The organism is Streptomyces sp. NPDC096132 (assembly GCF_044763345.1).
Lineage (GTDB): Bacteria > Actinomycetota > Actinomycetes > Streptomycetales > Streptomycetaceae > Streptomyces.
In genome coordinates, this window is the sequence record NZ_JBIWGA010000003.1 from 424541 (window position 1) to 436690 (window position 12150).

11 protein-coding genes are annotated in these 12150 nt (G+C 71.4%); 2 read left to right on the forward strand and 9 right to left on the reverse strand.

The window, feature by feature from the left end:
* Positions 1-6: 6 nt before the first annotated feature.
* The 9 genes from ACIRF9_RS09650 to ACIRF9_RS09690 form a co-directional block, all read right to left on the reverse strand.
* A complete protein-coding gene (locus tag ACIRF9_RS09650) occupies positions 7-1179 on the reverse strand; it encodes an XdhC family protein (RefSeq protein WP_403818654.1) in 1173 nt (390 codons plus the stop codon).
* Between the two features lie 40 nt (positions 1180-1219).
* Complete coding sequence (locus tag ACIRF9_RS09655; RefSeq protein ID WP_403818656.1) at positions 1220-3451, reverse strand: xanthine dehydrogenase family protein molybdopterin-binding subunit; 2232 nt, start codon at positions 3449-3451, stop codon at positions 1220-1222.
* Positions 3448-4428 carry an FAD binding domain-containing protein gene (locus ACIRF9_RS09660; RefSeq protein WP_403818657.1) on the reverse strand — a complete coding sequence of 327 codons (981 nt, stop codon included), beginning with the start codon at positions 4426-4428 and terminating at the stop codon, positions 3448-3450. Before ACIRF9_RS09660 ends, ACIRF9_RS09655 begins: the two co-directional genes overlap by 4 nt.
* 3 nt (positions 4429-4431) lie before the next feature.
* Positions 4432-5082, reverse strand: a complete 651-nt coding sequence (locus ACIRF9_RS09665; RefSeq protein ID WP_403818659.1) for a (2Fe-2S)-binding protein — start codon at positions 5080-5082, stop codon at positions 4432-4434.
* 231 nt (positions 5083-5313) lie between these two features.
* Positions 5314-6180 carry a helix-turn-helix domain-containing protein gene (locus tag ACIRF9_RS09670; protein WP_403818661.1) on the reverse strand — a complete coding sequence of 289 codons (867 nt, stop codon included), beginning with the start codon at positions 6178-6180 and terminating at the stop codon, positions 5314-5316.
* 473 nt (positions 6181-6653) lie between these two features.
* Entirely contained in the window at positions 6654-7421 is a 768-nt protein-coding gene (locus ACIRF9_RS09675) for a glucose 1-dehydrogenase (RefSeq protein ID WP_403818663.1), read from the reverse strand.
* A gap of 47 nt (positions 7422-7468) precedes the next feature.
* Complete coding sequence (locus ACIRF9_RS09680; RefSeq protein WP_403818665.1) at positions 7469-8017, reverse strand: cyclophilin-like fold protein; 549 nt, start codon at positions 8015-8017, stop codon at positions 7469-7471.
* A 227-nt stretch (positions 8018-8244) separates the two neighbouring features.
* Complete coding sequence (locus ACIRF9_RS09685) at positions 8245-8379, reverse strand: hypothetical protein (RefSeq protein ID WP_403818667.1); 135 nt, start codon at positions 8377-8379, stop codon at positions 8245-8247.
* 27 nt (positions 8380-8406) lie between these two features.
* Positions 8407-9423: a zinc-dependent alcohol dehydrogenase family protein gene (locus ACIRF9_RS09690; protein WP_403818669.1), complete on the reverse strand. Its 1017-nt coding sequence runs from the start codon at positions 9421-9423 to the stop codon at positions 8407-8409.
* A gap of 168 nt (positions 9424-9591) precedes the next feature.
* On the opposite strand from ACIRF9_RS09690, the gene ACIRF9_RS09695 reads away from it, so the two are divergent.
* Together ACIRF9_RS09695 and ACIRF9_RS09700 are read left to right on the forward strand one after the other, a co-directional pair.
* Positions 9592-10473 carry a helix-turn-helix domain-containing protein gene (locus ACIRF9_RS09695; RefSeq protein WP_403818671.1) on the forward strand — a complete coding sequence of 294 codons (882 nt, stop codon included), beginning with the start codon at positions 9592-9594 and terminating at the stop codon, positions 10471-10473.
* 163 nt (positions 10474-10636) lie between these two features.
* Entirely contained in the window at positions 10637-12049 is a 1413-nt protein-coding gene (locus tag ACIRF9_RS09700; RefSeq protein WP_403818672.1) for an alpha/beta hydrolase, read from the forward strand.
* Positions 12050-12150 lie beyond the last annotated feature (101 nt).

Consider the following 12150-nt stretch of genomic DNA (forward strand, 5'->3'; position numbering starts at 1 on the left):
GATAGATTACATGGACACTATATCCATGGCTACTGTTTCCCGTTCGGAGACCGTCGACTCGGCCGGGGGCAGGGTGCGGTGGATCGGGCCGGCCAGGTCGGACAGGGGGAGGCCGGTGCCCTGGTGGGTGTGGGCGATGATCTCCGCGGTGATGGAGACGGCCGTCTCCTCAGGGGTCCGTGCGCCGAGGTCGAGTCCGATCGGGGAGCGCAGCCGGGCCAACCGGTCGTCCGTGACGCCGGCCTCGCACAGGAGACGCCGGCGCTCGTCGTGGGTGCGTCGGGAGCCCATGGCGCCGACGTACCCGACGGGCAGGCCGAGGGCCAGCCGCAGCAGGGGGATGTCGAACTTGGCGTCGTGGGTGAGGACGCACACGGCGGTACGGGCGTCCACCCGCGTCTGTTCCAGGTAGCGGTGGGGCCAGTCGACCACGACGTCGTCGGCGTGGGGGAAGCGCGCGGCGGTGGCGAAGACGGGGCGGGCGTCGCAGACCGTGACGTGGTAGCCGAGAAAGTGCCCCGCCCGGCTGAGGGCGGCGGCGAAGTCGACGGCACCGAAGATCAGCAGGCGCGGGCGGGACGCGTGGACGTGGACGAGGACGGTCAGCGGTTCGGGGCAGCCGTCGCCGTTCCCGCCGACCATGACGCGTGCGGTGCGTCCCGCCCGCAGGAGGGCCCGGGCCTCGTCGGCCACCCGTCCGTCGACCGCCCCTCCGCTCAAGGTCCCGTAGGTGGCCGCGCCGTCACCGACGACACTCAGGGTCGAGCCCACCAGGCCGGCGGGACCGTCGACGACCTGTGCCACGGCGGCCGGCCGGCCCCGGACGACCTCGGCGAGAGCCACGGCGAGGTGCGGCCGCGCCGGGGGATCGACGCGCTGGACGAGGACGTCGAGTTCGCCGCCGCAGGTCAGGCCGACGGCGAAGGCGTCCTCGTCGGAGTAGCCGAACCAGGCCCGCTGGGGAGCACCCTCGTCGGCCAGCACCTGTCGGCACAGCTCGTAGACGGCTCCCTCGACACAACCGCCGGAGACGCTGCCGACCGCGGTCCCCTCCGCGTCCACCGCGACCGACGTGCCGACGGGCAGCGGCGCGCTGCCGCGGACGTCGACGACCGTGGCCAGGGCGAAGGGACGCGCCTCGCGGCACCAGCGGTGCAGCGTGTCCGCGATGTTCAGCATGAGCCGTTCTCCGTGGTTCTGTGCGGATGGAACGCTGCTGTCAGAGCAACGCTTCAGCGGTGATGGGCAGTTGACGCACCCGGCGTCCGGTGGCGTTGAACACCGCGTTGGCGATCGCCGGCGCCACACCCACCTGCACGACCTCACCGAGCCCCTTGACGCCGATGGCGTTGCCGTCGTTGTCCTCGCCGTCCAGGTAGATCGCCCTGACCTCGGGGACGTCGGCGTTCACGGGCACCAGGTAGTCGGCCAGGGAGGCGTTCACGATCCGCCCGTCGCGGTGGTCGGTGACGGTGTGCTCCAGCAGGGCCGTGCCGATGCCGCCCACGATGCCGCCGAACGCCTGGCTCTCGGCGAGCTTGGGGCTGATGATCCGGCCCGCGTCGTACACGCCGAGCATCCGACGCACCCGCACCAGGCCCAGGTTCGCGTCGACGGCGACCTCGGCGAAGGTGGCGTTGTAGGCGAAATAGGAGCGTCGCTCGGGCCGGGACGGCCCGGTGTAGGAGCCGAGGGCCTCCAGATAGGGGCGGTCGTTGCGGGCCAGCAGGCTCCGGTACGTCTCACCGCGGGCCGGGTCGCCCTGCACGTGCAGCCGGCCGCTCCGGACCACCACGTCGCTCGCGGCCACCCCGTACAGCGGCGACCGACGGTCCCCGACGGCCAGACGGATCGCCTCCTGCCGCACCTGGTCGCACGCGTCGACGACGGCGGAGCCGACGCTGGCCATGGTCGCCGACCCGCCGTGCGGAGAGGTCTGCGGATAGCGGGAGTCACCCAGCCGGAAGGTGACCGTGCTCATGGTCAGCCCGAGGGCGTCGGCGGCGACCTGCGTCTGGGAGGTGTAGGTGCCCGGCCCCATGTCACTGGTGGCCGCCTCGACCACGGCGGTGCCGTCGGCGTCCAGGCGGGCCCGGGCCTGCGCGGGAAAGCGCCCGGAGTCGTAGACGCCGGCGGCCATGCCCAGACCGATCAGCCAGTCGCCCTCGCGCCGGGCACGCGGCCGGGACGAGCGGCGGTGCCAGCCGAACTCGCGGGCGCCGACGGCGTAGCACTCGCGCAGCCGGCGGGTGGAGAACGGCAGGTTGTTCGACTCGTCCTCGCTGGGCTCGTTGCGCAGGCGCAGCTCGATCGGATCGACGCCGAGTTCGTTCGCGAGCTCGTCCATGGCCGACTCGATCACGAACGACGCCGAGGCGAAGCCGGGACCGCGCATCCAGATCGGGGTGTTCACGTCCAGGGGCACCCTCCGGTACGCCTGGCTGACGTGGGGCATGCTGTACAGCATCTGGCCCGCGCCCATGACGGCCTCGAAGAACGTCTCGTACGACGAGGTCTCGGCGTCGATCTCATGGGCGGCGGCGGTCAGCCGGCCGCGCCGGTCGCTGCCCAGCCGCAGACGGTACCGGTACGACGGCCGGAAGCCGGTGCCGAAGTACATCTGCTTGCGGGTCAGCACCAGTTTCACCGGGCGGCGCGTCACCCGAGCGGCCAGCGCGGCGACGATCGTGTGCGGCCAGCAGCGCAGCCCGCTGCCGAAACCGCCCCCGACGAACGGGTTGATGACCCGTACCGCGTCCGCCGGAAGGTCGAACACCGCGGCGATCTCGTCGTGCGTGCCCATCACCCACTGTGTCTTGTCCCAGACGGTGAGCTCGTCGCCGTCCCAGCGGGCGATGGTGGCGTGCGGCTCCATCGGGTTGTGGTGGTTGCGCGCCAGTCGATACGTCAGGTCCAGCCGTACGGCCGAGGAACGCAGCCCGGCCTCCGCGTCACCGCGCGCGTAGGTCGTCGGCTCGCCCGGCTCGGCCTCGTCCAGGTCGGTCGAGGGCTGTTCGGCGTCGTAGCGGACCTTCACCAGGCTCGCGCCGTGCTGCGCGGCCTCCAGGGTGGTGGCGACCACGACGGCCACCGGCTGGCCGTGGAAGAGCACCCGGTCGTCCTGGAAGACCCTGAGCCTGCGCCCTGGCGGGTTGTTGGATCCGGGGTTGTCGCGGTACGGCAGCGCCGGCGCGTTGCCGTGATGGATCACCCGCAGCACGCCGGGGTGCTTCTCGGCATCGCCGGTGTCGACGGAGTTGATACGGCCACGGCCGATGCTCGCGTCGACGATGACGGCATGCACGACACCGTCCATGATGGGGGTCGTCCCGCGCGAGGTTGTTCGAGCGTGGGGGAGTTCGGCGGCGTACTCCGCCTTGCCGGTGACCTTCAGCCGGCCGTCCACCCGGGACAGCGGCGCGCCGACGGCTGCCTGCGGCTGGGGGCTCACTTGGTACCTCCTACGATGCGCAGCTGGCGTTCGACGGTCCGCCGGAGCAGCTCGACCTTGAAGCCGTTGTGCTCGAGCGGACGTGCCCCGTCGGCGGCGCGCTCCGCGGCGGCCGTCCACAGGGACTCCGAGGGCCGCTCGCCGATGAGGTGCTGTTCGACGGCGGGCAGTTTCCAGGGCACGGTGCCGACTCCGCCGACGGCCACCCTCGCCTCGCGGATCACGCCGCGGCGGATGTGCAGTGCGACGGCGGCGGAGGTGAGGGCGAACTCGTAGGACTGCCGGTCGCGGACCTTGAGGTAGCCGGACTTCAGCGGGCGGGGCAGCGCGGGGATCTCCACCGCCGTAATCAACTCGCCCTTCCTGAGGGCCTGTTCGCGGCTCGGTGTACTGCGCGGGCGTAGCAGGAAGTCGGCGAAGGGGAGGCTGCGGGCACCGTCCGGGCCCAGCAGGTGCACGCTCGCCTCCAGTGCCGCGAACGCCACGGCTACGTCGGAGGGGTGCGTGGCCACGCAGGACTCGGAGGTGCCCAGGATCGCGTGTGTGCGGTTGTAGCCGTGCAGGGCCGCGCAACCGGAGCCGGGCTCACGTTTGTTGCAGTCGGCGGTCACGTCGCGGAAGTAGGTGCAGCGGGTGCGCTGCATGATGTTGCCGCCGATGGTGGCCATGTTGCGCAGCTGGGCGGAGGCGCTCAGCTCCAGTGCCTGGGAGACGACGGGATACAGCGTGCGCACCTTGGGGTGGGCGGCGGTCTCGGACATCCGCACCAGCGCGCCGATCCGCAGGCCTGCGCGCTCGGTCACGGTGATCTCCCGGAGCGGCAGGGCGGAGATGTCGACCAGGCTCTCGGGGCGTTCGACGGTCTCGCGCATCAGGTCGACCAGCGTGGTGCCGCCGGCGATGTAACGCCCGCCCTGTCGACCGGCGTCGAGGGCCTCGCGGGTGTTCGAGACACGGGTGTAGGCGAAGGGAAACATGGCTCACCTCCCGCCCGCGGTCTGCTCGACCGCGCGCACGATCTTCACGTAGCAGCCGCAGCGGCAGATGTTGCCGCTCATCCACTCCCGGATCTCCTCGGGCGAACCGGTGTGGCCCTCCTGGATGCAGCCGACACCGGAGAGGATCTGGCCGGGGGTGCAGTAGCCGCACTGGAAGGCGTCCTGGTCGATGAACGCCTGCTGCAGCGGGTGCAGTTCGTCTCCGTCGGCCAGACCCTCGATGGTGGTGACCTCGGCACCCTCCAGCCGGACGGCCAGCGTCAGACACGAGTTGACCCGGTGGCCGTCGACGAGAACCGTGCAGGCCCCGCACGCACCCGCGTTGCAGCCCTTCTTGGAGCCGGTCAGGCCGAAGTGCTCGCGCAGCAGGTCCAGCAGCGAGGTGCGGTTGTCGACCGTGACGGTCCGGCGGGTGCCGTTGACCGTCAGGGAGACACGGCTGGCGGGCGACGCCCCCGCGGCACTCGCCTCCTCCGGGCCCGCGAGGAGGGTTCCTCCGATCACACCGCCCGCGACGACGGCGCCGCCGACCGCGGTGCCGGTGGCGATGAAGGTGCGCCGCGTGGGCGCCGAGGAGGACTCGCTGGATCCGGTGGGGGGCGGGACGGCAGATTCAGGGAGTTCAACAGACATACGTACGCCTTCGCATCACGGACGGGCCGGTCGTACACGACAGGAGGACAGCGGGCGGGATCGTCGTCACCGCGCGGAACGGGGCGCCGCCGCGCACCTCGGCAGCGGCGGCTGGTCACGCCGGACGTCTTGCACCGACGGCAACACTCGTAACAGGGAGACTTTTGTCCCCCCTTGGTTTCCGCACCCGCGAACAGGGGCTGACCAAGCCGCTTTTGAGGGCATGTCAGATCATGTGGCTGCGCCGGAGGGGGTGAGGTGGTGGTCGGTGGCCCAGGAGGCGAGGAGGCGCAGTGCGTCGTGGGAGGGGGAGTGGGGTGGGGCCGTCCAGACGATGATGTGCTGGTCGGTGTCGGTGGCGCAGGTGAGCGTGTGCCAGTCGAGCGTGAGTTCCCCGACGAGGGGGTGGCGCAGCCGCTTGGTTCCCATGGTGCGGAGGGCGACGTCGTGGGCGGCCCACCACTGGCGGAACTGCGGGTCCAGCGCGGAGAGCTCGTCGACCAGGGCGGAGAGGCGCGGGTCGTCGGGGTAGCGGGCGCTTTCCATGCGGAGCTGGGCGATGGCCAGCCGGGTGACCTCTGCCCAGTCGACGTAGAGCCGTCGCATCGCGGGGTCCGTGATCAGCAGCCGGAGGTAGACGCGGTCCTCTTCCGGCATTTTCCCGAAGTCGGCGAAGAGGGCGGCGGCGAGGCGGTTCCAGCCCACGACCTGGGTGCGGCGGCCGATCACGAAGGCGGGGGTGGTGGCGAGGTCGTCCAGCATGCGCTGGAGCTGGGGGTCCACCTCCTGGCGCACGGTGCTGCGGGGCGGCACGCTCTTCCCCGCGAGTTCGTAGAGATAGACGCGCTGGTCCTCGTTCATACGGAGGACCTGTGCGAGTTCGGTCAGCAGAGGGGCGGATGCCTGGAGGCGGCCCTGTTCGATCCGCGTGTAGTAGTCGGTGCTGATGGCGGCCAGCAGAGCGACTTCCTCGCGGCGCAGACCCGGTACCCGGCGTGGGTGACCGCTGTCGGGAAGGCCCACGTCGCCGGGGCTGAGCTCGGCACGGCGAGCCTTGAGGAACTCCCCGAGTTCGTTCAGATGCGGGTTCCGGCTCATGGACGCCAGCGTGGCACGGAATCGCCGACCGTGAGGGGGGAGAGTTTTCTCCCTGGACAATCTCCACCGGGCGGTGTCCCGACCTGTGCCCTGAGGGCGCGTCCTCCTCAGCGGACGTGGTCGTCGAACCAGGCGACGGCGACCTCGGGGTGCTCGCTGAATTGGCCGGTGCGCTCGAGGACGGCCTGGTCGAGCCGGTCGTAGCCGCCCTCGAAGCCGATGACCTCGGAGAACTGCTGGCGAACTCGTCAGGGCGCTGGGCCCATGCCAACGCGGTGGAGTTGGCGCCCGGGCACACCGACACATCAGCGGTCCGTCGATGCCTCCGAGCCCGGTGACACCACCCCCCGGATCATCAACAACAGGAGGGGGAAGTCATGCCGGACCCGAAGGCCGGAGGCCCCATTGCGGAGCCACGAGAAAAGGTAACGGGGGGCTTCACCGTCGGCCGGTCGGCCGGGCGGTGGCTGTGGCTATCGGGCGACGTAACCGCCGTCCACCGGCAGGGCGACGCCCACGACGAAGCCGGCGCCGGTGCTGCACAGCCACAGGACGGCCTGGGCGATCTCCTCGGCGGTGCCGAGACGGTTGATGGGCTGGTTCGCCTCGGCCTCGGCGCGGTCGAGGTCCCCCTTGGCGATCATGTCCCTGACCATGGGGGTGTCGATGGTGCCGGGGCAGACGGCGTTGATGCGGATGCCGCGCGGCGCGTATTCGAGGGCCGCGCTGGTGGTCAGGCCGATCACACCGTGCTTGGAGGCGTGATAGGAGGCGCGGCCGGGCAGTCCGACCAGCCCGCCGAGCGAGGAGCAGTTGACGATGGCGCCACTGCCCTGCGCGCGCATGTGCCGCAGTTCGTGCTTCATGCAGGCCCAGACACCGCGGAGGTTGACGGCGTGGACGCGGTCGAACCGCTCGGCGGGTTCATCGGCGGCGTCGGCGGCCGGGATCTGGATGCCGGCGTTGTTGTAGGCCATGTCGAGACGGCCGAAGGTCTCCACGGTGCGGTCGACGGCGGCGGCGACCTGGTCCTCGTCGCTGACGTCGCAGGTGAGGGCGAGGACTCGGTGGCCCGCGTCGGTGAGCTCCTTCGCGGCCGCGTTCAGGGCGGCTTCGTCGATGTCGGTGAGCGCGACGGCGGACCCGGCCTCGGCGAAGGCGTGCGCGGTGGCCAGGCCCATACCGGAGCCGGCTCCGGTGACGAGGGCGACCTGGCCGGTGAAGTCATAGGTGGGGTTCATCGGGTTCTTCTCACCTCACGGGTGCGGGTGCGGGTGCGGTGTCCGGGTCAGGCGACGGCTTCGATGGTGATCTCCTCGGCGGCGGCGAGGCGCCGAGTGTCGGCGTCGGCCACGTGGCCGAGGATGATCAGACCGGTGTCGCGGGAGCCGCCGTCGCGGTAGTAGACGGCCAGGTTCCCCCACGGCGCGTAGTACGCGAGGTCACCGGCCTCGGCTTCGGCTGCTTCCGGCGCACCGGCGGTGGACAGACGGCGGGGCAGATCGGCGATCCTCTCCGTCCGGTGGAAGTCGCTCAGGCGCAGCGTGAGCGGGAGCAGGGAGGCGAAGTCACGGGCGGTGGCGCTGTCGTTCAAGGTGGCGTCGACCTGGCGGCCGTCGAGGGTGAGCCGGATGTCCATGGCGGTGTTCCTGGGGGTGTGCCCGGGGGCGTTTCTGTCGGACGGTGCGGCGGGTGCCGGGGCGGTCGGTGACTGGTGTGGTGTGGACGCGGAGGAACGGGGGGCGGACGGCGCGTCCTCGGTGCAGGCGGTCGCGGCCACCAGCAGGGCCGTGGCGGGCAGGGTGCGGGTGAGCGTGCGAAGAGGAGCCGGGGGCATGGGCGTCGTCCAGGAGGCTCAGTCGGGCAGGGGCTCGGCGTGGTGGCGGGAGCCGTCCCGCCGGTCGTGGATGTCGTACAGGCGCTGGGCGCCCCGCGCCCCGTGCCGAATCTCGATGGGCCCCAAGGCTGCCGCTGCCGCGTACGGGGCGGTGGTCAGGGACTCGATGTCGAGGACGTCGGCGGGGAAACCACGAGCCCGGACGTCGTCACGGGCGAGTTCGGCGGTCAGACGTCCAGGTTCTCGGCGGTGCGGGAGATCAGGGCGACGGTGTGGCCCGCGGTTCCGAAGCGCCGGGCGGTGGCGAGACCGGGACCGGGGCCGGGGATCCGCTGCCCGGCCCCGGCCCCGGCCCCGGGCACGGCTCCGGCCGCGTGAGGTTGCCGAGGTCAGGGCTTGAGGAGGGCCTTGATGGCGCGGCGCTCGTCCATCGCCTTGTAGCCCTCGGCGACCTGGTCCAGGGGCAGGGTGAGGTCGAAGACCTTGCCCGGGTCGATCCGGCCGGTCAGGACGCGGTCGATCAGGTCGGGCAGGTAGCGGCGCACGGGAGCCGGGCCGCCGCGCAGGCCGACGTGGGAGAAGAACAGCTCCACGCCGTCGACGGCCACCTCGTGCGGTACGCCGACGAAGCCGACGTTGCCGCCGGGCCGGGCGGAGTGCAGGGCCTGCTGCATGGACTCGGCGGTGCCGACGCACTCCAGCACGGAGTCGGCGCCGATGCCGCCGGTGAGCTCCTTGACGCGGGCGATGCCCTCCTTGCCGCGCTCCGTGACGACGTCGGTGGCACCGAACTCGAGGGCGAGCTTCTGGCGGGGCTCGTGCCGGGACATGGCGATGATCCGCTCCGCGCCGAGCTCCTTGGCGGCGATGACACCGCACAGGCCGACGGCTCCGTCACCGACCACCACGGCCGTCGAGCCCGGCTTGACCTCGGCGGCCAGCGCCGCGTACCAGCCGGTGCCCATCACGTCCGAGACGGCGAGCAGGCTGGGCACCAACCCGCCGTCCGGGTGCTCGTCGGTGGCGACGAGGGTGCCGTGGGCGTTGGGGATGCGGACGTAGTCGGCCTGGCAGGTGCTCATGAACTCGCGGTGCAGGCAGTTGGACTGCCAGCCGTTGCGGCAGTTCGCACAGGTGTTGTCCGAGGTGGCGAAGGAGCCGACCACGAACTGGCCCGGCTTGACGTGGGTGACCTCGCTGCCGGTCTCCTCGACGATGCCGACGTATTCGTGTCCCATCGGGTGCGGGTCGCCGATGGGCTCCAGACCGCGGTACGGCCACAGGTCCGAGCCGCACACGCAGGTGGCGACCGTACGGATGATGGCATCGGTCGGCCGGATGATCTTCGGGTCGTCGAGGGTCTCGAAGCGCACGTCGCCGGGGGCGTGAATGACTGCTCCGCGCATGGGGATGCTTCTTTCGATGCGAGGGTCGATGTACCGCAGCCGTCAGGAACAGCTGCTCACGATCGAGACTCACACGCGAGGGCGGGCGGGAAAAGCGGAGGAATTCATCCTGGGAGAAGAACTTCCTGGGAGGAAATTCTCCCCCCTTCCCCGGCTGCGGTCGGTGCCATGCTGGGAAACATGACCAGTAACGTCCCCCTCAACGAACTGGGAGAATTCCTCAGGAAGCGCCGTGCCGAGCTGAGCCCGCGCACGGTCGGACTTCCCGACACCGGCAGGACCCGCCGGGTGGCCGGGCTGCGCCGTGAGGAGGTCGCCCAGCTCGCCAGCATCAGCACCGACTACTACACCCGGCTCGAGCAGGGCCGTATGCAGGCGTCCGCGCCGGTGCTCGACACGCTCGCCCGCGTCCTCCACCTGGACGACGACGAGCGCGGCTACCTCTTCCAGCTCGCGGGCAAGACCACCACCCGCACGCGGCGCCGCGGGGCGCAGAAGGTGCAGCCGCAACTGCAGCGGGTCCTGGACGACCTCACCGCGACCCCGGCCATCGTGCAGGGCCGGCGCGGGGACATTCTGGCCTGGAACGCACTGGCGGCCGCGCTGGTCACCGATTTCTCCCGCGTCCCGGAGAAGCACCGCAACTATCCCCGGATCCAGTTCACCGATCCGGCGATGCGTACCCTGTACGCCGACTGGGAGACGTCCGCGCAGATCTCCGTGGCGCAGCTGCGGATGGAGGCCGCGAAGTATCCCGAGGACCCCCGGCTGATCGAGCTCGTCGGTGAACTGTCCCTGCGCGACGAGCAGTTCGCCCGGTGGTGGGGCGATCACCGCGTCGCTGCCCGCACCGTGGGCACGAAGACGCTCAACCATCCGGTCGTCGGCGAACTGGTCCTGGACTGGGACACCCTCACCGCCAACACCGACTCCGAACAGCACCTGACCGTCTGGACCGCCGAGCCCGGCTCCCCGACCCACGAGCGACTGCGCATCCTCGCCTCCTGGGCCGCCGAGCAGCAGCTCTCCCCCTCGCCGCCGCCTACCTGATCCAGACCGCGCGACATGGCTCCCCCGGGAAGTTGTGCACTCTCTTGACGATGGCAAGAAAAGCGCCCTAGATTCCTCGACGCCTTCGTTCAGTACACCGAGTGTCTGCACCGGGTATCCGCTCCGGCCCCCACTCCGCAGCCGCCCCCAAGGAGCCGCCTCCATGCCTGCTGTCACCCGTCCCCGCACGCCCCGCACCCGTCTGCGTATCGCCCTGGCCGCCCTGGCCGTGCTGACGTCCGCGGCCCTCGCCACCCTCCCCTCGCCGGCCGCTTCGGCGGACGCCGGGGCCGCCACCCGCCTCACCGGCACTCTCTCCGACGGCGCCACCTGGATCGCCGACGTCCCCGAGCGCTGGAACGGCACCCTGCTGCTGTTCAGCCACGGCTTCGGCCCCACCGTCGCCAGGAACGCCCCCACCGAGGCCGTACGCCTCGAACTGCTCGCCCAGGGCTACGCCATGGCCGGCTCGTCGTACGACCCCCAGGGCTCGATGTGGGCCCTGAACAGCGCCGAACGGGACCAGTTCGCGACGCTCGACGCCGTCACCGCGAAGATCGGCGAGCCGCGGCGCACCCTTGCCCTCGGCAACTCGATGGGCGGGCTGGTCAACGCGCAGCTGGCCCGGGACGGCGGCGGGCGTATCGACGGCGCGCTCGGCCAGTGCGGCCTGGTCGCGGGCGGCACGGACCTGGACAACTACCAGCTGGACGCCGAGTACACGATCGCCCGCCTGCTGCTGCCCGGACAGGACGTGAAACTCGTGCGGTTCGGCAGCTCGGCCGAGGCCGCCGCCACCGCCGACCTGCTCACCAAGGCGGTCACCGCCGCGCAGAGCACCCCGCAGGGGCGGGCCCGGATCGCGCTCGCCGCGGCGTTCCTCAACCTGCCCGCCTGGGCGCCCGGACAGGACCGTCCCGCCCCGACCGACTGGGCGGGCCAGGAGGAGCAGCAGTACGCCTGGTTCGCGCAGGGCATCCTGTCCTTCGTCGAGGGCGGCCGGTACGCCGTGGAGCAGTCCGTCGGCGGCAACAACTCCTGGAACAAGGGCGTCGACTACGCCCACCTGCTCTCCGGTTCCGCCCACGCGCCCCAGGTCCGCGCCCTCTACCGGGCAGCCGGCCTCGACCTGCGTGCCGACCTGCGGGTGCTGACCGAGGACGCCACGATCACCGCCGACCCCGCCGCCGTCCGCACCGCCGAGCGGACCTCCTCGGCGGGCCAGGGACTCGAGGTACCCCTGCTCGACATCCACACCACGGCCGACAACCTCGTTCCGGTGGAGCAGGAGAACCGCTTCGCCGCACGCGTGCGCGCCTCCGGCGACGGCGCGCTGCTGCGGCAGGCGTACGTCGAGCGGCAGGGACACTGCACGTTCACCACCGCCGAGACCGTGGCCGCCCTGCACGCGCTCGAACACCGCGTCAGCACGGGCCGTTGGGACGACGTCGCGACCCCGGCCGCGCTCCAGCGGTCCGCCACCGCGCTCGGTCTGGACGGGGCGGCGTACACCTCGTACCGCCCGGCGCCCCTGACGGTCGGCCGTGACCACCAGGCGCACCCCACCCAGCGCTGAGACCCCTTCGGACTTTGTCCTGCAAGGAGAAAAAGTCTGCAGAATCTACGTCGGACTTCTTCCCGCCCTCGGCATCCGCTGCTACGTTCCCTGTGGAAGCC

Coding starts and splice junctions, on each gene's coding strand:
- ACIRF9_RS09650 (WP_403818654.1), bottom strand. CDS start 1,179: ATGCTGAACATCGCGGACACGCTGCACCGCTGGTGCCGCGAGGCGCGT.
- ACIRF9_RS09660 (WP_403818657.1), bottom strand. CDS start 4,428: ATGTTTCCCTTCGCCTACACCCGTGTCTCGAACACCCGCGAGGCCCTC.
- ACIRF9_RS09665 (WP_403818659.1), bottom strand. CDS start 5,082: ATGTCTGTTGAACTCCCTGAATCTGCCGTCCCGCCCCCCACCGGATCC.
- ACIRF9_RS09670 (WP_403818661.1), bottom strand. CDS start 6,180: ATGAGCCGGAACCCGCATCTGAACGAACTCGGGGAGTTCCTCAAGGCT.
- ACIRF9_RS09675 (WP_403818663.1), bottom strand. CDS start 7,421: ATGAACCCCACCTATGACTTCACCGGCCAGGTCGCCCTCGTCACCGGA.
- ACIRF9_RS09680 (WP_403818665.1), bottom strand. CDS start 8,017: ATGCCCCCGGCTCCTCTTCGCACGCTCACCCGCACCCTGCCCGCCACG.
- ACIRF9_RS09690 (WP_403818669.1), bottom strand. CDS start 9,423: ATGCGCGGAGCAGTCATTCACGCCCCCGGCGACGTGCGCTTCGAGACC.
- ACIRF9_RS09695 (WP_403818671.1), top strand. CDS start 9,592: ATGCTGGGAAACATGACCAGTAACGTCCCCCTCAACGAACTGGGAGAA.
- ACIRF9_RS09700 (WP_403818672.1), top strand. CDS start 10,637: ATGCCTGCTGTCACCCGTCCCCGCACGCCCCGCACCCGTCTGCGTATC.